Annotated in this window: 16 protein-coding genes and 1 pseudogene; 3 read left to right on the forward strand and 14 right to left on the reverse strand. The window is 68.9% G+C overall.

The window, feature by feature from the left end:
• Positions 1 to 110 precede the first annotated feature (110 nt).
• Positions 111 to 1,319, reverse strand: coding sequence for an LLM class flavin-dependent oxidoreductase (locus RCO28_RS32175; RefSeq protein ID WP_308944859.1), 1,209 nt, complete (start codon positions 1,317 to 1,319; stop codon positions 111 to 113).
• A 205-nt stretch (positions 1,320 to 1,524) separates the two neighbouring features.
• On the opposite strand from RCO28_RS32175, the gene RCO28_RS32180 reads away from it, so the two are divergent.
• Positions 1,525 to 2,727, forward strand: coding sequence for an IS110 family transposase (locus tag RCO28_RS32180; RefSeq protein WP_308944860.1), 1,203 nt, complete (start codon positions 1,525 to 1,527; stop codon positions 2,725 to 2,727).
• A 5-nt stretch (positions 2,728 to 2,732) separates the two neighbouring features.
• Here RCO28_RS32180 and RCO28_RS32185 read toward each other — a convergent pair.
• The 4 genes and pseudogenes from RCO28_RS32185 to RCO28_RS39510 all read right to left on the reverse strand — a co-directional run bounded on the left by RCO28_RS32185 (position 2,733) and on the right by RCO28_RS39510 (position 5,877).
• Positions 2,733 to 3,798: pseudogene (locus RCO28_RS32185) on the reverse strand (ABC transporter substrate-binding protein).
• A gap of 53 nt (positions 3,799 to 3,851) precedes the next feature.
• Entirely contained in the window at positions 3,852 to 4,625 is a 774-nt protein-coding gene (locus tag RCO28_RS32190) for an ABC transporter ATP-binding protein (protein ID WP_308944861.1), read from the reverse strand.
• Complete coding sequence (locus RCO28_RS32195) at positions 4,598 to 5,476, reverse strand: ABC transporter permease (RefSeq protein WP_308944862.1); 879 nt, start codon at positions 5,474 to 5,476, stop codon at positions 4,598 to 4,600. The genes RCO28_RS32190 and RCO28_RS32195 overlap by 28 nt, the downstream gene beginning before the upstream one ends.
• Positions 5,477 to 5,793: 317 nt before the next feature.
• Entirely contained in the window at positions 5,794 to 5,877 is an 84-nt protein-coding gene (locus RCO28_RS39510) for a putative leader peptide (RefSeq protein ID WP_355809829.1), read from the reverse strand.
• 125 nt (positions 5,878 to 6,002) lie between these two features.
• Here RCO28_RS39510 and RCO28_RS32200 point away from each other — a divergent pair, with 125 nt between their 5' ends.
• Positions 6,003 to 6,425: a secondary thiamine-phosphate synthase enzyme YjbQ gene (locus tag RCO28_RS32200; RefSeq protein WP_308944863.1), complete on the forward strand. Its 423-nt coding sequence runs from the start codon at positions 6,003 to 6,005 to the stop codon at positions 6,423 to 6,425.
• Positions 6,426 to 7,046: 621 nt separating this feature from the next.
• On the opposite strand, the gene RCO28_RS32205 is transcribed toward RCO28_RS32200, so the two are convergent.
• Positions 7,047 to 7,607: a nucleoside-triphosphatase gene (locus RCO28_RS32205; RefSeq protein ID WP_308944864.1), complete on the reverse strand. Its 561-nt coding sequence runs from the start codon at positions 7,605 to 7,607 to the stop codon at positions 7,047 to 7,049.
• 108 nt (positions 7,608 to 7,715) lie between these two features.
• On the opposite strand from RCO28_RS32205, the gene RCO28_RS32210 reads away from it, so the two are divergent.
• Positions 7,716 to 8,168, forward strand: coding sequence for a YbhB/YbcL family Raf kinase inhibitor-like protein (locus RCO28_RS32210; protein ID WP_308944865.1), 453 nt, complete (start codon positions 7,716 to 7,718; stop codon positions 8,166 to 8,168).
• 5 nt (positions 8,169 to 8,173) lie between these two features.
• Here RCO28_RS32210 and RCO28_RS32215 read toward each other — a convergent pair whose 3' ends face one another.
• From RCO28_RS32215 to RCO28_RS32250, 8 genes are all read right to left on the reverse strand, one after another.
• The gene (locus RCO28_RS32215) at positions 8,174 to 8,818 is read right to left on the reverse strand and encodes a protein-L-isoaspartate(D-aspartate) O-methyltransferase (protein WP_308944866.1); all 645 of its coding nucleotides are present in this window, start codon (positions 8,816 to 8,818) and stop codon (positions 8,174 to 8,176) included.
• Positions 8,808 to 9,035 (reverse strand): hypothetical protein, encoded by a 228-nt coding sequence (locus RCO28_RS32220; protein WP_308944867.1) that lies wholly within the window; start codon positions 9,033 to 9,035, stop codon positions 8,808 to 8,810. Before RCO28_RS32220 ends, RCO28_RS32215 begins: the two co-directional genes overlap by 11 nt.
• Positions 9,036 to 9,836: 801 nt before the next feature.
• On the reverse strand, positions 9,837 to 10,043 hold the full coding sequence (locus RCO28_RS32225; RefSeq protein WP_308944868.1) for a hypothetical protein: 207 nt from the start codon (positions 10,041 to 10,043) through the stop codon (positions 9,837 to 9,839).
• Between the two features lie 751 nt (positions 10,044 to 10,794).
• A complete protein-coding gene (locus RCO28_RS32230) occupies positions 10,795 to 12,759 on the reverse strand; it encodes a hypothetical protein (protein ID WP_308944869.1) in 1,965 nt (654 codons plus the stop codon).
• Positions 12,760 to 12,901: 142 nt separating this feature from the next.
• Entirely contained in the window at positions 12,902 to 14,182 is a 1,281-nt protein-coding gene (locus RCO28_RS32235) for a TIGR02679 family protein (RefSeq protein ID WP_308944870.1), read from the reverse strand.
• On the reverse strand, positions 14,179 to 18,435 hold the full coding sequence (locus tag RCO28_RS32240; protein ID WP_308944871.1) for a TIGR02680 family protein: 4,257 nt from the start codon (positions 18,433 to 18,435) through the stop codon (positions 14,179 to 14,181). The genes RCO28_RS32235 and RCO28_RS32240 overlap by 4 nt, the downstream gene beginning before the upstream one ends.
• The gene (locus RCO28_RS32245) at positions 18,432 to 19,757 is read right to left on the reverse strand and encodes a TIGR02678 family protein (protein ID WP_308944872.1); all 1,326 of its coding nucleotides are present in this window, start codon (positions 19,755 to 19,757) and stop codon (positions 18,432 to 18,434) included. The genes RCO28_RS32240 and RCO28_RS32245 overlap by 4 nt, the downstream gene beginning before the upstream one ends.
• Positions 19,754 to 21,379, reverse strand: a complete 1,626-nt coding sequence (locus RCO28_RS32250) for a TIGR02677 family protein (RefSeq protein WP_308944873.1) — start codon at positions 21,377 to 21,379, stop codon at positions 19,754 to 19,756. The genes RCO28_RS32245 and RCO28_RS32250 overlap by 4 nt, the downstream gene beginning before the upstream one ends.
• Positions 21,380 to 22,169 lie beyond the last annotated feature (790 nt).

The raw sequence follows: 22,169 nt of genomic DNA on the forward strand, positions 1-22,169 counted from the left end.
CGCGAACCGTCCCGGAAACCGCCCGGAAACCGGCCCGGAAACCGCCCGGAAACCGGCCTGCCCGCCGGGCCCACCCCCGCCCGATCCGCCCCGATCCGCCCCGATCCGCCTCAACGCCCGCCCGCCACCAGGAGCGGAGCGCCGCCCGGAGCCGACGAGGGCCGCCCGTTCGCCGCGGGCACCCCGAGGAGCGGCGAGGCCGGAACGCGCGGCAGCAGGCCGCGCCCGGCGAGCTCGGGGATGACACCCTCACCGAACCAGTACGCCTCCTCCAGATGCGGATAGCCCGACAGGACGAAGTGCTCCACGCCCAGCGCGTGGTACTCCTCGATCCGGTCGGCCACCTCGGCATGGCTGCCGACCAGCGCGGTCCCCGCGCCGCCGCGCACCAGGCCCACTCCGGCCCACAGGTTCGGCGCGATCTCCAGCTTGTCCCGCGAGCCGCCGTGCAGCGCCAGCATCCGCTGCTGACCCACCGACTCGCTCTTGCCCAGGGCCTGTTGGGCTGCCGCGACCGTCTCCGGATCAAGGTCATCCAGGAGCCGGTCCGCCGTACGCCACGCCTCGGCGGACGAGTCCCTCGAGATGCTGTGCAGCCGGATCCCGAAGCGCACCGTGCGCCCTTCCGCCTCCGCGAGCCCCCGGATCCAGTCGATCTTCTCCTTGACCGCCTCCGGCGGCTCGCCCCAGGTCAGATACACATCCGTGTGCCGCGCCGCGACCGGACCGGCCGCCGCCGACGAACCCCCGAAGAAGATCTCCGGCAGCGGATCCGGCGGCAGCGCGGTCAGCCCGCCCTCGACCTGGAAGTGCTCCCCGTCGAAGTCGAAGGGTGGCCCCTGCCACACCCCGCGGACGACGGACAGGAACTCGTCCGTACGCGCGTACCGCCGGTCGTGGTCCAGTCGGTCACCGAAGCGCCGCTGCTCGGTCGAGTCCCCGCCCGTCACCACGTTCAGGAGCAGCCGCCCGCGCGTGATGCGCTGATACGTCGCCGCCATCTGCGCGGCGAGCACCGGCGAGATCACCCCTGGCCGGAACGCCACCAGGAACTTCAGCCGCTCGGTGTGCTGCGCGAGGGCGACCGTCGTCAGCCACGCGTCCTCGCACCACGTGCCCGTGGGCGTCAACACCGCCTCAAAACCCAGCTGTTCGGCTGCCTTCGCTATCTGCGCCAGATACTCGATATCGGGCGCGCGCACCCCGCTCACCGGAGTGATCCGCTCGCGTTTGATGCCGCCGTCGGTGTAGGCGTGCCGGTCGACGAGGGTACGTCCGTCGCCGCCGGTCGGCAGGAACCAGTGCAGGTGAACGGTCATCGGGAGTCCGTAAGTTGTGGGTGGCCCGGGAGGGCCGGATGTGGCTGATCGGGTCTTGCCAGTCGTGGCTCCGAAGGAGTGGCCGTCCGGCTCTCCGGGGCGCCCTGGCTGCTGATTGAGATGTGCGTTTCGGTCGCTGATTACGGAGATGACAGCGGGGTGTTCCTCGGGCCGACGGCATGCCGTGTGGAACGAGGAGGGGCAGATGAGCAAGCGATGCGACCGGCTCTGGGCCGGCATCGACGCCGGCAAGGGCCATCACTGGGTGGCAGTTGTCGACGAGACCGGCGCCACGGTGTGGTCCAAGAAGGTCGACAACGACGAGGCGGCCATCCTGACCGCGCTTGGCGAAATCCTCGATCTGGCCGACGAGACCCGCTGGGCGGTCGACATCTCTGGAACGTCCTCGGCACTGCTGCTGGCCCTGCTCGCGGCGCACGGCCAGCGGGCCGTCTACGTTCCCGGGCGCACGGTCAACCGCATGTCGGGCGCCTACCGAGGCGAGGCCAAGACTGACGCCCGCGACGCCTACGTCATCGCGGAGACTGCCCGCCACCGCAACGACTTCACCGTCATCGACGTGCCCGCCCAACTGGCCGCGGACCTTGCCCTTCTGACCGCCCACCGGTCTGATCTGATGGCCGACAGAGTGCGGATGATCAACCGACTGCGCGACGTGCTGACCGGCATCTTCCCCGCGCTGGAGCGAGCCTTCGACTACAGCAACCACAAGGGTGCGCTGGTGCTGCTGACCGGTCACCAGACGCCGGCCGCGATCCGCCGCCGGGGACGGGCCCGGCTCACAGCATGGCTTGCCCACCGCAACGTGCGTGGCGCCGACGCGGTCGCGGCCACCGCGCTGGAAGCCGCCCAGGCCCAGCAGACCGCGCTGCCCGGTGAGGACGTTGCGGCCCAGATCGTGACCGATCTGGCCCTGCAGATCCTTGCCTTGGACGACCGCCTGAAGCGGATCAATAGGCAGGTCAGCGAGACCTTCCGTAGCCACCCGCAGGCCGAAATCATCGAGTCCCTGCCCGGTATGGGGCCGATACTCGGGGCGGAGTTCATCGTTGCCGCCGGCGACTTCGCGGCGTACGCCGATGCAGGCCATCTCGCCTCGGCGGCTGGGCTGGTGCCTGTGCCCCGTGACTCTGGGCGCCGGACCGGCAACATGCACCGTCCGAAGCGCTACAGCCGACGTCTGCGACGGGTCTTCTACATGTCGGCGCAGACCAGCATGATGCGCGATGGACCAAACCGGGACTTCTACCTCAAGAAGCGAAGCGAGGGCTGCAAGCACGTGCAGGCTGTGATCGCACTGGCCCGCCGAAGGGCCAGCGTCCTGTGGGCACTCCTGCGTGACGGCCGACTCTTCACCCCCACCCCGCCGGCCACGCAGACGGCTTGACTTCGTCATTGAGACTCCTTCGCGTGCTTCTCGTAGCTGCGGGCGGGGGTGGTGGAGGGCGGAAGTTCGCCGTTGAAGCGCTCGTCCACGAAGTCCTTGAACGCGACACGGCGCGGAATCAGGTCGAGCTCCGCGAAGGTGTCGACGATCTCCTGCTCGGACGTCACCACGTTCTTGTCGACGGCGACCGGAACGCGCGTACCGTTGGTCCGTTTCACGGCCGCGAGCGCCACCTCGTACGGCAGTCCTGTGTCCTTGGCCCACACCTTCGCCCAGGCCTCGGGGTGGTCGAACACCCAGTCCTGGGCCCGCCGCAGGCGCAGCAGATAGTCGTCGATGGCGGCGGTCTTCTTCCCGTCCTTGAGCGAACGGGGCGCCGCCACCTGGAAGTTGAGGCCGTTCACAAGCCCTTCGCCGTCGGTGAGGACCCGCCCCTGCTTCGCTTCCAGCACCTGAGAGGTGTACGGATCCCACACAGCCCAGGCGTCCACCTTGCCGCCGGTGAACGCGGCGAGCGCGTCGGCCGGCTGCAGATACTTCACCTTCACGTCGTCGAGCGTCAGGCCGACCTTCTTCAGCGACGCCACCAACTGGAAGTGCGCGGAACTGCCTTGGGCCACGGCGATCGCCTTGCCCTTCAGCTGCCCGGGCCGCTTCAGGGGCGAGCCGTTCGGTACGAGCACGGCCTCCCCGTAGGCCGTGCCGTGGGTCGCGGCGACCACGGTGATCCTCGACCCGGCGCCCGCGGCGAACGCCGGCGGGGTGTTGCCGACGGCCCCGAGGTCGACAGCCTGCGCGTTGACCGCTTCGAGCAGCGGCGGGCCGGAGCTGAACGTGGACCACTTGATCTTGTAGTCGAGGTCGTCCAACTCCCCGGCGGCGGCGAGCACGGCCCGCGAACCGCCTTTCTGGTCACCGACGTTGAGCGTTCAGCGAACCCTTCCCGTCCACGGCCCCCTGGCCCGTACCACCCGGAGAGGTGGCGGCGGACGAGGCCCCGGAGCAGGCGGACAGCAGCAGGGAGAGGGGGAGGAGCAGGGCGGGCAGGAGTGCGCGGCGTGGTGGTCGCATGGGGTTCCGATTCCGTTCTTCAGTCGTACGAGGTGTGCGCGCTCGTACGCAGGTCAGGTGTGGGTCGGGGCTTCGACGCCCAGGTGGTCGAGGAGATGGGTGCGGAGTTCGGCGAAACCGGGGTCGGCGATGTCCCGGGGGCGCGGCAGGTCGATCTCCGTCTCGTGGGCGATCACTCCGTCGTCCATGACGAGCACACGGTCGGCGAGGAGCACCGCCTCCTCCACGTCATGGGTGACGAGCAGCACCGCGCAGCCGCGCCGCTGCCACAGCTCGCCGACGAGTCGCTGCGCCTTGATCCGGGTGAGCGCGTCGAGCGCCCCGAAGGGCTCGTCGAGCAGCAGCAGATCGGGTTCGCGCACCAGGGCACGGGCGAGCGAAGCCCGCTGCGCCTCGCCTCCGGAGAGTGTCTTCGGCCAGGCGTCGACCCGGTGATCGAGCCCGACCTCCGCCAACGCCCGTTCCGCGACAGCCCGTTCGGGCTTGTCGGGCAGTCCGAGGAGGACATTGCGCCAGACCTTCTTCCACGGCATGAGCCGCGGCGCCTGGAACGCGGTCGCCTTGCGGCGCGGCACGAGCACGGTTCCTTCGATGTCCCGGTCGAGCCCGGCGAGGATCTTCAGGAGCGTCGACTTGCCGCATCCGCTCCGCCCGAGCAGAGCCACGAACTCCCCGGGCTGCACGGCGAGTTGGAGATCATCGATGACCCGCCGCCCGTCGAACGTACGCGACAGTCCGCGGACGTGTACGGCGGCTGATTCTTCCCCGTCCTTGCCGGAGAGCTCGGCCTGGCTCGGGCTCACTGCCCGGTGAACGTCGGTCGCCATTGCAGCAACAGCCTTTCGAGTGTACGGACGACGAAATCGGCGAGCAGGCCGAGGAACGCGTAGACGATCAGGCAGACGACGATCACGTCGGTCCTCAGGAAGTCACGCGCCTGCACCATCAGGAAGCCGATCCCGGAATCGGCGTTGACCTGCTCGGCGAAGACCAGCGCGAGCCACGCCACACCGAGCGAGAACCGCAGCCCTGTCATGGCCCCGGGCAACGCCCCCGGCAGGACGACATGCCGTACGAGCCCCCACCGCGAGAGCCCGAGGGACTGCCCGGCCTCGATCAACTGGGCGTCGACGCCCCGGATCCCCGCGTACACGTTCAGATAGAGCGGGAACGTCACACCGAGCGTGATGATCGCGACCTTGGGCGCCTCGCCGATCCCGAACCAGATGATGAACAGCGGGATCAGCCCGACGAACGGCACGGTCCGCAGCATCTGCACGCTCGCGTCGACGAGATCCTCCCCGACCCGGAACAGCCCGGCCAGCAACGCGAGCACGGTCCCGACGACGGTGCCGAGCAGCAGCCCCAGCGCGACCCGCTGCAGCGACACCCCCATGGCCGAGGTGAGCGACCCGTCGGCGACCAGATCCCGCGCGACCCCGGCGATGGTCCCGGGCGAGGCGAGCACGCCGGCCTTCAACACCCCGCTGGTGCTGGCGAGTTGCCAGACGAGGAGAAGCAACAGCGGCCCGGAGGTACGACGCAGCCAACGGGGAACGCGGACGCGTGAGCGGCGAGAGGAGGTGGCAGGGGAGGAGAGGGATACGAGGGCGGGCGGAGGTGGTGCCTCCCGCTTGACGGTACTGGGTGGCGGGGGCGGGGCATGGCTGATGGTCATGGGGATGCTCCGGGGGGTTGGAGCTGGTGAGGGACGTGCTGAGGTGCCGCGTACGGACGTACGGACGTACGGACGTACCGCCGTGCCGACGCACGAGACGTACCGATGTGTCGGCCCATGGACAGGTCGACAGAGAGACGGATCGTCGGATTCGATGGATCGACTCATCGGCGAGACGAACGGAGAACGACCGACCCGACGCGTCAGGGGCGGAAACTCAACTCAGCAAGGAGCCGCCGACACCGGCACACGAACGACTCGTACGACTCGTACGCGCGGAGGGGCGAAGAAAAAGGCGAAGAAGACGTCGAAGGGCGTCAGCAGCCGCGACGACAGGCGGAGGAAGCCACCCGCAGCAGGTCGATGTGACCGCGCGTGGTGAGCAGTGCTGAACGCAACATGCCGCTGAACGTAGTGAGATGATCCACCAACGGTCAACCGGCGTCTCGTACTACGGACGTGCGCGGTGGACTCGCACCGGTGCGGCCCAGGGGCACGCGGGGGCCGGGTGCGCGACGATGGCGGCATGTCCGATTCCTTCACCACGCACGTCCTGAACCTCACGACCGGCACCACGGAACGGGTCGTCGACCTCACCCACGACTGCGAGCGCTTCCTCGCCGAGGCGGCGGTCGGCCGCGACGGCCTCCTGAACATCTTCGTACCTCACGCCACGGCCGGAATCGCGGTCATCGAGACCGGCGCAGGCAGCGACGACGACCTCCTCGCCGCCCTCCACACCCTCCTCCCCGCCGACAACCGCTGGCAACACGCCCACGGCTCCCCCGGCCACGGCCGCGACCATGTCCTGCCGGCCCTGGTACCGCCCCATGCGACGTTGCCGGTAGTCAACGGGCGCTTGGAGATGGGGACTTGGCAGTCGGTGTGTTTGGTGGACACCAACCGGGACAACGCCGACCGTCGGGTTCGGTTGAGTTTCCTAGGCTGATCGCCGTGTCCGCGGAGGTTCGGCCGTCACGTCGGCGCACTCTCTGGGCCCGACCCTGCGTGGAAAGCAACCGAGCCGCGTCATCTCTGAAGCCATGGGGCTGGCGACTGGGTGAGATGGAACAGGTGGGCAGGGTTCGCCTCCTTCGGCTGGTGGGTTGACAGGGCGCGACAGTAGGCGAGGATTCCGGCCGTACCAAATGGGCCCTGTGGTGCGTAGCCGTCCCGCGCCGAAGACCGCCGGCTGCAGGAGAGGCACGCAGTCCAGGTGAGTCCCGGGCCGGACACGTGGGCCATTGTCGTCCTCCGTGGCTGCTCCTTCGATCTGGCAGGTCGTGGTGCCGGTGCCGAAGAGAAGTCCCTCCGGGAGTCCGACAGTTCGGGGGCAACAGCCAACTTCCTTCCGCGCCATCGCCTTTGACTGGTTCCCACGGTCAGCGTGCGCGGAAGCCACCATCGACGACCAGAGCGGGCGGTGAGCATCTCTTCGGCCTACGTCGACCGTTCGTTCTCCCGGTCCCGTCCCATGTCGAACGGCTGCCAGATCCAGTGGCCGCGCAGTGACGGTTCAAGAGGGCTTCCGCGCGGCTGCGGGGCTTTCGGCAGGTCGGAGGCCGGTTTCTCATCCGTGAGAGGGCGGCCTTCCATGTGGCCGGGGCTGCTGTAGCCGGGTCGCGAGCTCTCCCGGCAGGACGTCCCGGTTTGCCGGAGTTAGTTGGACTACCTCGATGTCGGCGCGCCGCTTGAGGGCGTCGGTGAACGGATCGTGGTGCATGTGGACCGTGGCGACGACGTCGATCTCGGCGACGAACAGCGCGTCGATCGCGTGCCGGAACGCCGTGCACGTCAGTTCCATCCGCCCCAGCTCATCTATGAGCACCAGCCGTCCTGTGGCCTCCTCGGTTGCTGTCGGCCGAAGCGACGGCAGCGCCAGTCGTTCCATGACGCCCAGGTCGACACCGTATTTCCCTACCCGTGGAGGACCGGGCAGGTCGACATGGGCGAGTACCTCCCGTCGGCCTGCCAGAGTCTCCAAGGCAAATCCGACGCGGGCGCCGGAATGCCGGATCTCCTTAGTGGTGAAGCCGGTGACTGCGTGGGTGGGCAGCATCGCGGCCAGCCGACGGAGGGCGGTCGTCTTGCCCGCCCCAGGGCGGCTCTCCAGCAGGATCCTTGTCGGCACACTGCCATTTTCCTCCCCGCTTCCGGCGGCCCGGGTGGGCTCGGCCGAACGGGTCTTGTGGGGGTGCGGACCGGTGCCGGTGCCGCGCTTGCGGGTATGGCGGCGCGCATGAGCGGAATTGAACTCAGCAGTGCCGCGTTCGACGACAAAACGGTGATCCCCCGTCGGTACAGCGGGGAGGGCGAGAACATCTCACCGCCCCTGACCTGGTCGGGGGTGCCCCACGAGGCCTCGGAGCTGGTGCTCCTGTGTGAGGACCCGGACGCGCCGGGGGCGACCTTCCTGCACTGGCTGGTGACCGGCATCGATCCGGAGACCACCGGGGCTGGGGAGGGCCAGGAGCCCCTGGGGGGCCGGCCGTGGCCCAACGGCTTCGGCCGCGTGGGCTGGGGAGGGCCGATGCCGCCACCCGGGCACGGGCCGCACCGCTACTTCTTCCGCCTGTACGCCCTGTCCGAGCCGCTCCCGTTGCACGGCCACCCGGGTACCGAGGACGTGCACCATGCCCTGAAGGGCAGGGAGCTGGCCTCCGGCACCCTGGTCGGGACCTATCAGCGCTGAGCGCGTCACCGCTGGTCGTAGCCATGAGCGCCGTACAGCCGGACGAAGCGGGCCGCGGTGATCGTCCTGCGTCGCACCAGGCCGCGGGCATGCCGCTCGTGCAGCTCGACGCGCTCCTGCCCGCCCTGTCCGATCGGCTGGACGAGCCGGCCACCGGTGCGAAGCTGATCCACGAGCGGCTCAGGCACTCGTGGGAAGGCCGCGCAGACGATGACGGCGTCGTACGGGGCACGGGTCGGCATCCCGAGGGTCCCGTCGCCGAGTACGACCTCGGCATTGCCGACGCCCTGCCCGGTCAGCCGTCGGCGGGCCTCGACGACCAGGTCGGGCCAGCGCTCGACGCTGACGACGTACGAAGCCAAGCGGGCCAGCAGCGCGGTCTGCCAGCCGTATCCGGTCCCGACCTCCAGGACCTGTTCGTCTCCGGTGAGGCCGAGAGCGGATACCATCATGGCGATCAGCGAGGGCTGGGTGGTCACCTGCCCGTGGGGGAGCGGGACGGGCGTGTCCAGGTACGCGGATGCCACTTCGTCCGCGGGGACGAATTCCGCCCGGGGAATGCTCCGTACGGCCGCCAGGAGGCGGTCATCGGTCACGCCCACGGCGCGGGCCGCGCGAACCAGGTCCTCGGGGGTCCCCTTATGAGCCATCGGACCGCGGGGCCGTGGCGGTCCCGGTCGTGGTGCGTTCCGGTCTGACCACGATCCCCCTCGACGTCGGCGCGTTGCTGATATCGGCCGTACTGTCCCGTGGCACCAGGACATCGGTCTCCGGGTGGTAGGCGGCGGCCCAGCCGGGTGCGGTCGGGCAGGCGACCAGCCGGAAGTCCTCCGCGCCGCGCTCGGTGCGGTCCGTCCAGGCACTCACGAGATCCACCCCTTCGCAGTGGGAGAGCCCGAGCGCGGTGCGCTCCGCTGGGCCCTGGCGTACGACGCGCCGGGTGCCTTGCACGCCGTGACGGCGCTCGTTGTCCTTGCACGGAACAGGGTTCCACTCGTCGACCGATGGTCCGGCGGGCCAGTCGGCTCAGGATCAGCGCGGTCTGCCCGCACACCGTGTGCGCGTGGTTGAGCTCAGTGGAGACGTACGCGGCCTCTTGATCGGTAATCGGATCAGCCCGTCCGGAGGTTCCCGCACCCGATGGTCTTGGACGGGTGCCGAAGCCTTGGATAGCGCGCCGGCTCGGATGGGACGGTAGGCGCCAAGTCCGGCCGCACCAAGTGATGCGGGCGTCGGCAATAGGGTCGCGATGGTTGGGCAGGCTCGTGGGAAGCAGCGGTTCGTGGACCATCAGCCGTTGTGCCCCGAGCACTGCGGCGCCGCCCCCACGAAATCGTTCCCGCAGTCATGCGTGACTCAGGCCGCGGAGACGGGCCAGGGATGTCCATTGGGCCCCGCCCCGTCACGTATTACCGGGTGGGTCGGTCGATATGAGCAGGTCACGCGTGGAGGGCTGGCGCAGCCGGGTCAGGGTGTAGGCCGACATGGAGGCGAGCGGGTAGGGCCAGTTCTTCAGGGTCTCTCCGAGCAGCGGGCGGTCTTCGGTGTACTTGATGTGGAAGGCGCGAAGTCGGGTGTGGACATCAAGTCAGAGCCAGCAGATGTCCAGGTCGTGCTGGGGCGAGAAGATCTTCTGCGGACGGTGATGTATTGCTCGTCGACGGAGGTTCAGATGCCGTCAATCCCACAGTCGTGTGCGCCCTCCACGATGCCGTCTGCGATTTCGTCGTTGTCGAGGTTCCAGTTCTGCAGCGCCTTGTCGGCGGCAAAGAACGTGAAGAAGTCGTCCCGGGTCTTCGCTGGTGCGAGCTTGCGGTGTTGGTCCTCCAGGATCCGGTCGAGCAACCGCTGGTCGTGGTTCTGCGACGACGCCATGAAGCACCTTATTGATACAGAGGGACCTGGCCGGAAGTTTGACAGCGACCGTCGCGGAAGAACAGCCCGCGCCCACGGGCGAGTTGAGGCACCAAAGGGAGTGCGGGGACGTTCGTGGGTCTCTCGTCCGCCGTGGCGCGCTTCTCGGGTCGTCGGGTCTCGCGGCGCGATCGCGAAACCCGACGAGAATTCATCTGGTGTATCGAGTGTTATGCCTGCTGTCGCGCAGACAGTCTGAGCCGACTGCGGGCAGCTTCGAAACCTGTTCGGGCTGGGCCCCGCAAAGCGATGGCCAAATACTGGGCGCTGCGCATGTCCGAGCTGCGAATAGTAAGTGGGGGGATATCGTGCCCGTGATGCGCCCAGGATGCGCAACCTGCTGTGAGCTCATCTTTCGAACCCGTCCTCGGTCCAGCGGGTCATGTTCTCGAACGCGTCCAGAGCCCTGCGGTCGTGGGTCCCGTAACGTCGCTGGCAATCGCGGCCCATCCGTTCGTACAGCTCGATCGCGCCGCGCTCGTCGCCGGACTCGCCTGTCAGTTCGGCGAGTTCACCACGGGCAACGAGAGTCTCCGGGCGTCGGGGTGTCGCGGTCTCGGGTGGTTTCGAAGGGGCTCGGGGAAGCGGGTTGGCTCCCCGATGGCTCCCAGGGCTCGAACCGCCCGCACCCTGCCATTGACGCCCCCTACATACTTGGCGCGGCGCTCGGGGCGTAGGTCCACGAGGCTGAGACTGATCGACACGGCGGCCGTTAGCGTCCCGGCGGAGGCGCCGGCCACACGATCCCATCGACCGCCGCGCCGAGGAGGTCGCCGAGCCGATGCCAGGCGCCCGGGCCGGCGTGCGACATTGGGCTCGCTGCGAACCGCTGCCAAGCCGCGTCACTGTCTCCGAGCACCTCGGACACGTAGGCCGCGACGGCGGGATGAGTGGTGTCATAGCGCGGGCCGCGGACTTTGAGTGCTGACCAGGCGGGCAGCAGCCTGAGCAGCTCAGGAGGGCACTCGGGCCGTGCCAGCATGATCTCGGCCCAGCTTCCTCGCAGTTCGGGTCCGCCGCCCAGGCGCCTGCGCAGGTGCAGTGTGAGGTCGAGCAGAGTCTGCTGCGGGGCGGAGTGGCGGGCCAGTACGTCGTCGAAGGTGAGGGACTTTCGGTAGGAGCGGGCGGCGAAGGAGAGCAGGGCCTCCTCGACGAGCGCGTCGTTTCCCGTGTGCCGGTCCAGGTACGCAACGAGAACAGCCTCGTCGGCGTCGGCAAGCTGTCTGAACCGGATGCTTAGCGGGTCGCCGAGGGAGGCTGTGCGTCGGCCAGGCAGGGCAGGGACGGGACCCGTGACGAGCGGCATGATGGTGGCAATCAGTTCCTTGGCCCGTTGGTTTTTCTTCCACGCAGAATGGCTGGACGGGTAGCCGTGTGCACCGGACCGGGCAGCCAGGGACCTCCTGGTGTCCTCGACTACGAGGCGCGCCTTCTGCCGCGCCTCCTCCGGGACTTCGGGGAGATGTACGAGGAGTGCGTGCAACCAGCCGAGATCGCGCACGACCCGATAGCGCGAAGCGGGTTCCGGTTCCCAGAGGTTCAGAGCCGAAAGGCAGATAGTTGCGAACCGAGTGCCGAGGGCGGCGACGAGCTCCTGGGACGCCAGCCATTCTCGGGGCTGGCCGTAACGCCGGGCCTCGCCGGGGTTGAGGAGGAACCGCCAGGTCTGGCTTCCTGCCCGCTCCACCCAGTCGACAGCGGAGCGGCAGAGGATGGTCTGGATGGACTCGGACTGCATCTCCTCGTCGAGGAATCGTTCCACGTAGTCCCGCTCCTCCTGGGACGCGGCCGCCAACGCGTCGGCGTAGCGCTCCCGTGCCTGCGCGGGCGTCAGCCCGTCCCGGCAGGATCGGTAAATCCGAGTGACGAGGACCGCACGCTCGAAGGACTCCAGATTGTGTGCCGCGACTTCCTCCAACAAGGCTGGTTCTACGTGCCACGGTATGGAGCCGAGCAGGTGCTCACGCACCACGCGATCGGCGGCGGGCTGCCTCGCGGACCAGGTCAGCAGGCGGCGGTGATGTTCGGTCTGGGCCCGGAGGACGCCGTCCCACATGCTTTTCCATGCGTCGGATGCGGCACGGTGGCGCTCCATCCACGCATCGACGTCTTCTTCGCCGTCATGCTTGTCCGGCCCGAGTGGGAGGCAGTCGAGGGCTGCGACGAACACGTCCTCGTGCAGGCCGTGTTCACCAAGAACGACCTGGGCGGGCGTCGGATCCTTCAGCAGCTCGGGGGCGATGGGCAGGCGCGATGTCGAGCGACGGCGGAGCTCAGCGGCGACGGCGTGGATGAGTGCTATGCCACCCCCTCTCCGGCCAAGTGCACCGAGTTGCGCCTCGGTGTACTTCTCCAGGACTTGCGCCCTGTACGCGTCCCGGCAGCCTTGGTGCGACAGGGCGACGCGGGTCAAGTCCATGCGACCGGTCGTCATGTGCGGGCGCGGTTCGCGATTGAGGTCGCTCTCCACCGCCATAGCCAGCAGCCACTCGGGCGCCGACTTTGCGAGCGGTCCCGTAAGCAGGGACATGGCCAGGCCGTCTCGATCCGTGCCCGGGGGTGCCGTGCGTATCGCCTCGACAGCCATGCGTGTAGGTGGGGAATCGTCGAACGCCTGCGCGATCACTGTACGCAGGAAGTCGTAAGGAAGAGACAAGCGTGATTCCGCCGCGGCCATCGGACTCCAATCGTCGACACCGCACCGCGACGTGATCCTCTGGTCAGAGCCACCCGGGCGCGGCGACGTATCAGGTGTGAGCGTCAATCATGCCGAAAAGGGCTGACAATCCATGCGAGTTCGGCATGATGCCGACGTCGCTCTACATCTGGCATGACAGGTCTACCACCAAGAGATCGAGGGTGGCCTCCTCGTGGAGCGCGACGCCGAGGGCGGTCATGGCGGGGGCGAGGTCCGGGTCCCAGTCCGCGTCGACCGGCTGTCCGGCGAGTGCCAGTTGAGGGATTCCTTCGGCCTGACTGCGGGCGGCCAGGTGCTCGTAGTCCGCGGTGCCCATGCGCCACGGCAGGGCTTCGTAGCGGCGGATGACCCGGTTGGCCAGAGCGATCCCCGGCCAGTCGAAGTCGCCGTGGTACGCGAAGCGGCAACCCGTGGCGGCGAGGGCGTCGAGAAGCGTGAAGACCACGGTGGCGGCGCTCCCGGAGGTGCACACGATGGGCTGAACGCAGGCCGCATCCGCTGCGGCTTCCACCACACGCGGATTCTCACAGATGTGGATGAGCGTTGCGGCGGGGAGCTGCAGCCGCAGGTCATGGAGGTCGCGTGGTGTGACGTGAACTTCGCAGTGATGGTCGGCCCGCTCCCGCAGAGCCCGCTCCCGCCAGCCCTCGCCAACGGGTCGCAACCCGTAGGTGAGCACCGTGCCGGAGACCTCGTCCGGCGTGACGGACACCAGTCGCCACAGAGCGCGTCGGCCGGCCGCGTCGTCGGGGAACTCGGTGCCATGGGCGAGGGCGACGCCGCGTTGGACGAGGCGTGCGAGCCAGGTGCCGTCGTCGAGGCCGTGCGCGGAGCCGGTCGTCATGGCGGCGAGCTCTCCTCGGCCGCGTGTGCCGTTGCGTTCAGTTCCTTCGGGCCCGAGGAGAGCGGTGAGGACTTGGACCGCCTGCTGGAGTGTCCATATCGCCGCTTCAGGCGTCACTCCTTTCGGAACACCGGCACGGCGCAGCAGGTCGTACCACTGCCGGGGCCATTCCTGGTCGGCGAGCGGGGAGGCGTCCAGTGACGAAGCAAGGGACGACCACACCTGCTCCCGCCGTGCCGCCACGTCCGCGCGGACGGCACGGCGGTCGGTGAGCGGCGGCCCGAGTTCTTCCAGGGTCTGTCTGAGTCCGAGTCCGGCGGCTGAAGCGCGTAGCCGTGCGTCGAGTACATCGAGCCGTACGGTCACGGCGGCACCTGTGAGGGGTTTGCCCAGTAGGAGGGATAGATCGTTGCGTTCCTGGGCGTTCATCGTGGTCAGCCGGAGCGAACCCGTGGCCTGTACGCCGTTGCTCTCCAGGCGTTTACGTGCCCCCTGCCACAGCCGGGTGAGTCCAGGTCCCGTCAGCCATTCGCGCGTTGCGGCGGGCAGCCCGCTCATACGGACACCAGACGCCGGTGCCGACCGTTCCAGGTGTAGTGCAGGGTGGCCACCCCGCGTACGTGGGGATCACGGAGGCACTCATAGATATGCAGGGACGGAACCTCGGGCCAGTTGCCCATGAGCCGCTCGCTGGTGAGGACGAAGTCGAGATCGAGGTCGACGAGGATACGGCCCAGTCGGCCGTGGGTGGGTTCATCGACCTTGGCGAAAGCGTCGTCCAGGAGGATCAGGCGTGGTGCGTGCGGTGCCGACTCGGCGAGGCTGGTGAAGTGGGCGGCTGCTGCGGCGAAGAGGACGAGGTAGGAGAGGACCCGTTGTTCGCCCTGGCTGAGCCCCGTCCGGCCGGTCAGCTTCCTACGGCGGCCCGGGGCCGCGTCCTCGACCACAAAGGTGTGGAAGCGGAACCAGTCTCGGTAGTCCAGCGCGGTCCGCAGATGGGCGGCGTAACCGGCTGATGGGTCGGCACGGCGGGCGTCCTCGATCCGGCGTTGCAGCACCTCGCGCAGCTGCTCGGTCTGGTCGCGCGTCCTGAGGCTGGACGGACTGCGCAGCAGCTCGATGGCTGCGCGTACATCCGCGTCCACGTCCTCGTCGAGCTTCCACAGCAGTTCGACGCCGAGACCGTGGGAGGTGCGCACGGTCCGCAGAGTGTCGTTGAGAGCCGCGACCAGGTTCGCAGCGGTGATGACCTGTGCCGAGAGGTGGTCACCTAGCTCGCCGGTCAGGAACCGCTGGAAGACCTCACGTTCGCGCTCGGTGAGCCGCCCTCGAGCCTCCGCGGCCTGAACCGCGATCCGCTCGCCCACGGCCGCGACGTCATGAGACCCGTGGTCGTCGACCAAGCGGCACACCTTGATCCCGTCGTGCTCCTCCAGCTGCGCGTCGAACCCGCCGGCCAATTGATCGCGCAGATCGGTGTGACGGTTGAGCAGGGTGCTGTCTGACACCTCGCCCTTCGGGCGGCCGAGGGCTTGCTCCACGCCGTCGGCGAGGGCCCGCAGCGCTCGCAGACGGCTGCGCACGCCCGCGCCGGGATCGTCCGACACGTACTCGGGCAGCAAGGACCGGTCGAGGCCGGCGCCGAGCACCACCTCCGGTCGGCCGAGAGCAGCGCGAAGAGCGCTGCCGGTGTCGATGACCGTCGTTTCCTGGTCCGCCAGGGCCCCACGCAGGCGTTTCTCGTCCTCTTCTGCGCGCACGCGCTGGTCGTGGAGGTCGTCGCGCGCTCGTTGCGCCCCGGGCAGGCCGCGGACGGCGTTCGCGATGCGCTGTTTGGCCTCCTGCTCGCGGGAGAGGATCTCCTCCTCGGACGATCCGATGGCCTCCTCGCGGGTACGCAGGTCCTGCTCAGCGGTGCGCAGTCCGGCGAGGTGGAGCCGGTAGCTCTCGTCCGCGGCCAGACGATCCTCTTGGGCGCGTCCGTACCGGTCGGCATCGGCCTGGTTAGTACCGAGCCGCTCGCGCGTGCCGCTGACGGCCCTGCGCAGATGCCCGATACCGCCGAGCAGGCCGGTCAGCGCGGTGCGCACACGGTCCAGGGCGGCCGGGTCGCCGGGCAGGTCGTGGGCGGTGGCGGTGGCCTCCGACTTGGTCCGCGCCGATACCGCGAGAGCGCGTGCCTCCTCCGCCAGCCGCGCCGCCCGGGTCGCCTTGGCGGTCAGGTCGCGCAGCGTCCGCTCGGCTGATTCAGTCCTGCTCCAGGCGTCCGCGAGATTGCGTGCGCTGGGGAAATCCCGTTCCGCGAGCGTGAGAGTTCGACGCATGGCATCGGCTGCGGCGAGCTCCTCGCGGATATCGGCCAGCCGCTGTGCAGTCTGCGCGATCCGCTCCTCCAACTCGGCGAGGATGCGTCGCCGGGTCTCGGCGCGTACGGCGGCTCCCACGTATTCGGTGTCGCCCTTGTCGTGACGACCACTGAGTACGCCCAGGCGCCAACTGCCGTCATAGGAAACCGCGTTGTGCGCGGAGGTCTCCTGTGTTGATGCGAGTGCGATGGTGGCCAGCAGACCCTCCACCTGCTCGGCCGTGACGCCGCAACCCGGTTCAGGGGCTGGGCGCAGGGCCGAGGCGAGAGTTGGCCTGTCGGACAGCGCGGGACCCGGCTGGAGAAGGGTGTCCCGGGTGCGCGGATCGAGCAGGATGCCGTCCGCACTCACCCACGCGTTCAGGACTCCGCTCGCCTCCAGCGCCCCTTCCAGACCGGCTCGGTCGGTCGGAGCCAGTTCGTCCACGAAGTCCACGAGCCGGTAGAAAGGTGCTCCACTGCCCGGCGTCCTCGCGGCAGCGCGATGGTGCGGAGCCGGCGGCTCGGGGTCGGTACGTTGCTCCCAGTCCCGCTTCTGCTCCGTTAGGTGGTCGAGTTCTTCGCTGAGCCGGTTGACGCTGAGTGCCAGGGCGTCTCGGTGTCCGGTGAGTTCCTCGCCGTACGGCTCCAATGCGGCCTGAGCGGTCCGCCACGCCTGGCTGTCGATGTCGGGGGGCAGCGTACGGTCCGCGAAGGGCGCGTCGGTAGAGGTCTCGTGGCCGACGGTGGCGTGGACGGCGTCCAGTGATGGGCAGTCGGGACCCAGCGCATTCCACGTGTGCGCCGCCCACTCGGCGACTTGCCGGGAGTAGGCGCCGCTCTCCTCGGCGACCTTTTGCCGACTGTCGTCGAGGTGGCTGGCGGCCTCTTCCGCCTCGCCCTCCACCCGTTCGCGCTCGGCATCGGCCTGAGCTGCCGCAGCTCGGGCCTCGTCCGCCCGTGAGATGAGGCGGGTCACCTCCTGAACCATCCGGGCCCGGTTTTTCGCGACCACCTCGGCGTTCTCCAACTGGTCCTGCCAGGACCGCAGCCCTTCCTGCGCCGTGACTGTGTCCACGCGGGCCACCGACCGGTGCCGTACGGCGCGCGTCTCCCCGTCCGGAGTCGTCAGCTCGTTCTCGGTGGCCTGGGCGAGAACCGTGCGCGGCAGGGCCACCGCCTCGCCGAGATGGCCGGTGGGAAGCCCGGACTTCTCTGCCTGTGTCAGCAGCTCCCGGTGTTCGGTTCCCAGCTCGGCCAGTCGGCTGCCGAGGTGTTCGACGCCTTCGGCCAGCCGCTCCGCCGAGCCCTCCTCCGCATCGTGTGCGTTGCTCAAGGTGGTGAACGCGGCCGCGGCGGCGGTGTTCAGCGCCTCCACCGTGCCGCGGCGCTCCGAAAGTTCGCGCAAGCTTCGGTAGGCGTGACTGGCGTGCAGTGCGGCCAGGTCGGTCCGGGCGTCCTGTTCCTCCTCGCGCAGGGTCTCCAGTCGGCCCTCCGACTCCTCCTCCTGCGCTCTCAAGTCGCTCGTCCGCTGTGCGGCGTCTCCGGCCGCCCGGCGCCGCTGTGCGAGGACACCCAGCTCGTGGCTCACTCTCTGGGCGGAAGTTCGCAGGACTCCGGCCAGGTAGCCGCGGTAACTGGTGAGGAACGTGTGCAAGGCCGCGTCGGTGCGTTCCAGGCGGCCGAGTTCGTCCCGTACTGCGTCGAGGTCGTGGAGGTTGCGCGCTACCTTCTCGACCACGTCCTCGTCGAGCCCCGGCAGTGTCTCGCTCAGCAGGGAGACGAGGCCCCCGTGTTCGATACGGTCGCCGACCGTCGGGCGCCGCAGCCGGTGGAGGAGCTGGGTGAGGTTGCGGTAGCGCATTGCGTCGGTGATGCCGAACAGTTCCCGGGCCACGCGTGAGCGGTGCTGGACCGCACGGTCGGTCGTGTTGTCGGAGCCGACGATCTCCTTGAGTCGGTCGACCGGTAGCGGCTTACCGGCCTCAACCAGTTGCAGGTCCTCACCGACCCGCAGCGGGGTGACGAAGAACGTCGGCAGCGCCTTCTGCGTCGACTTCGAGCCGCGGATGGCGGCACCGAGCGTGAGGTGGCGGTGACCGCCGTCGTCGGCTGTGCCCTGGAACTCCACCCACAGGTATCCGAGACGGTTGGTCTGCTCGAACCCGTCCAGCATCAGCCAGGCGAGCGTGGTGCGGCCGGTGCCTGTCGCGTCCAGTGCCCGGGAGTCGCCGTCCAGAAGATACGGGAGCAGCATCTCCAGGGCCTTGGACTTGCCCGCGCCGTTCTTGCCACGCAGTAGCAGCCGTCCGTTCCCGAAGGAGAACTCCTGCCTGTCGTACTGCCAGACGTTCTGGATACCCGCCCGGTGCAGCCGGAAGCGGGTGCCGCTGGTTGTTGCGGGGCCGGCTGTTGTCGCAGCTCCGGAACGCGGCAGCGGAATGAGGCCACGCGCGTCGGTGGTCATAGCGGCAACTCCTCCTGAACGTCCTTGTCTTTGCCGGCTGCGGTGGCAGGGCGCACGGTGACTTGGGTGGCGTAGCGGGCTGCTGCGGCCAGCAGCACCCAGCCTTCGCCGCCGGGACGCGCGCCATGGACATCGGTCACCGTGCGTCCTTCCGACGCCTCTTCGACATATCCCTCCGGCAGTCCTTCGCCCTCGGCGCGCAGCCGGCCCGCGCGGGCCATCAGCCGCATGCGGACCAGCAGGTCCAGTACGGCCTCTCGCAGGGAGGGAAGGTCCTCCAGGTAGCCGCGTTGCCAGTTGCTGCGCTGCCCGTACTCGGCGATCAGCTCGGCGAGCACCTCGTCCACCAAGCCGTCCGGGGCAGGCACTCCGATGACGAGCGTCCCGCCGGTTGCCGGATGCCCTGGGTCCTGAGGCCGAAGCCGTTCCACGAGCCGCTCCGCCAGGAGCAGCGCGGCCTGTGCGACGGTCCCGGTGCCCGGCAGGTGCAGATCCGTGAGCTCTTCCTCGGGGTCTATCAGCGCCACGCCCTCGGCACGGATCTCCATCTCCAGGCCCAGGAGTTCGGAGAATGCCTGAGCTTCCCGGCGCTGCCGGGTGCGCAGCCAGTCACGCTCGGCGTCGGTCAGCTCGTCGAGGTGGAGGACGGGTGTCTCGACCAGCATTCGGCGCACGTAGGTGCGTGGTCCGCCGAAGCCCGGGTCCGCTGCCCGCCGGACCAGGTCGGCGCCGTCCCGTGCCTGGGAGAGCGGGCCGGCGACGACCACGCGTGCCAGCTCCCGATCTATCGTGATCAGTGCTTCTCCGCCTGACTCCTGTGCAAGCGTGGCCACATGGCCCTCGGTCTCGATGAGCACACCCCAGTCGACGAGCTGGCGCAGAGCCGCGACCAGGGTCCGTTTCGCGGCCGCCCGGCCCGTTTCCTCCAACTCGATACCGGCGTCGGCTGCGGCAGCCCTGATATCGGCGACCAGGTGTGACAGCAGCATCTGCTCGGGCGCGGTCACCAGCACGGACAGGGCCAGCGCGAGGCAGGCGTACGTGTGCGGGGTGAACGGGGTGCCGGTGGAGCGCTCCAGCCGATGCCCCGAACCCGCCCCCAGCCCCGCCTTGAACAGCCGGGCGTAGGAGCTGTCGACCAGCAGGCGGTAGCCGAGCACTTGCTGGAACCGTTTGCCGAGCCAGTCGGCGTGCCTGCGAATCAGCGGGAAGAGGTCGGCGTGGGAACCGTCCGACGCGATCAGTGGGTGGGCGAGCAGCAACCGGGCGGCGGTGCGACGCTCGGCTGCCAGGGCTACATCGTGAGTCGAAGGGAGGGTCACGACACACTCGCCTCCGCTTCGCCGGCGACCGCGCCGGAGGTGCGAACGATGTCTAGCTCCAGGTCGTCCAGTAGTAGGTCGCCGTCGGCCGAGGACAGTGCTGTCCGGGTGCCTGTCGTCCGGCGAACGGTGAGACGGATACGCAGTTCGGCGTCTTCACTGCTGGCCGAGTCGAGATCGAACCCCGCCGTTCTCTCTCCGTCCGTGCCGGTGGGCTTGCTGAGCTGTGCATTTCCGAGCGCTGTGGCCAGCAGCTCCAGGAGCAGGCCGAGCGCCGCTGAGGTGAGGCGTACCTCGGCGAACCGGCCGGATGCGCTGTGCAGTTCGTCGGCTGCCGCTGCTCTGACTGCAGCCCGCTGACGGGCCGCCTCCTTCAGCAGCTGCTTCTGCGCGGAGTGGTCCTCCACCGCTGAGGCACGGCCCCGCTGAGCTCGACTGCCTCTTTCACGCAGGGCCACCGGCACCTCGACCACCGGACCGTTCCACCAGCTTGTGTAGGCGGGCACCACCTCGTCGGTGGCCGGCGGTATGCCCAGATGGCGGGCGCCGTACAGCCCGAATGCGGCTACGGCGATGTCGTGCGCGTCCCGCGGCGCGGCTTCGTCGAACCAGCGGGCCAGCCGCAGCAGATCCTTGCGCCGAGACATCTCCCCGGTGGCCGACCGCAGCATCCGTTTGGCGTTGGCGAGCAGCGACTGCAACGCGCGCAGGGTGGCATCGCGTAGCTGGTCGACCTGGCTGCCCTGGCCGTCGGTGTTGCTGAACCAGCCGCGCAGGCCCTCCCAGTCCGCGAATTCGCGGCCCCGGCTGCGCTGGATCCGGACCTCCGGGCGGCTTTCGCCCTGCGCCTGCGCCGAGAGTCCGTTGAGTCCCTGTGCGTGGGAGTCCAGCCGGTCCAGCACAGCCGGGATGTGCGACCACAGGGCGTCCAACGCCGCCGAGATCCGGGGCGCTCGGAACGCCACGTCCTCCGTGATCGCCTCGACGTAGTCCAAGAGCAGTTCCTTGAAGCCCTGGTACTCGGCGCTGTCCAGGTCGTAGCGGGACAGCACCTGGCCGAGGTACGCGTAGAAGTCGCGTATGGAGTCCGCGAACTCGGTGAACTGCACGAACAGCGTGCTGATCCGCTCCAGTCCGTCCTGCGGCTCGACGCCGCCCGGCGCGGTCACGAGGTCGGCCAGCTCCTGTAGTCCGCGCTCGACCAGGGCCAGCAGTTCGTTGCTCACCTCGCGGGCGGCGTCGGCCTCGGTTAGGACCCCGTCGGCGTCCCGCTGGATACGTTCGCCCAGTTTCGACAGCTGGTAGCGCGAGCGGGAACGCTGGTACTCGCTGATGCTGGACGCATTCACCGTGTGGCTGCTGCGGAGCAGGTTTCCCCACTGGACCAGCTGTTCCAGTCGGACCGTGAGGGTGTCGGCATCGAGTCCCGCGGCAGAAGCGCCGGTCTGGCGCAGTTTCGCCATGATGTCCGGGACGGCGAGATCCGCCAGCAGCGTTCCGCAGAAGATCCGCATGATCGAGACGTGCTCCAGCCGCTCGGGCGCGCTGAGGTACGTGTACGCGTTCAGCCGCCGCGCCTCCTCGTCGGCGGCCTGGCCCGCACCGGATGTTGATGCCCCCATGCCCGTGAGGTTACGCGGCGTATAGGGGTGCCGCCGGTTGGTGGCCGAAATTGCCACGGACGTTGCCGGGCTGCGGCGATTCCCGTGGCAGCGGCCTGTGCGGCAAGGGACGTCTCTGGCTCACCCTGGATGGCTCCTTTGGTTTCTGCGCTGAGTGGCCTTCAGGAGAATGCGGTACGTTCGGGCCGAAATCGATGAGGGCGGAAGACGGAAATTGCTCCCCGTTCTGCTTCGGGATCGGGCCGTCAGCTGTGCAGGGCGGCCACCGCGGTGTACAGGGCCTGCACAATGGTCACTACGGACGCCACCGCGCCGACTGCCAGGCCGAGGTCATCGAGGTTATCCGTCAGTCGGGGTTGATCAGGGTTCGTGCTGTCGAGTTCTTCGCCGATGCGAGCGGCTGTCCGCCGGGCAAGGTCGGGGTTACTGAGTTCTGCGGTGTGCTCGTCCAGCGCGGAGGTCAGCTCGGCCAGTTTCGCTTGGGCCGTTGCCAGGTGGTGGTCGGTGTCACGAGAAGTGCCGCCGATATGGACTTGCCGTTGGTCTCCGCCGACCCGCTGCGGGCGCGCGCGTCGGATGAGAATCCCACGGTTGCCATCGGAAGAGCGGGGGCGCGTTGGTCGGTAGCCTGGGTCGCCCTAACGGAGTTTGGCGGACACCAACAAGGACAACCCTGACCGTCAGGTTCGGTTGAGTTTCCTTGGATAGGGCTCCGGCTCAGTTCGGACTGTAGGCGGCAAGTCCGGCCGCGCCAACTGTCGGCAGGGTGTGGCGGCCCTGTCGACAGTTG

This window comes from Streptomyces sp. LHD-70 (genome assembly GCF_031157275.1).
Classification (GTDB): domain Bacteria; phylum Actinomycetota; class Actinomycetes; order Streptomycetales; family Streptomycetaceae; genus Streptomyces.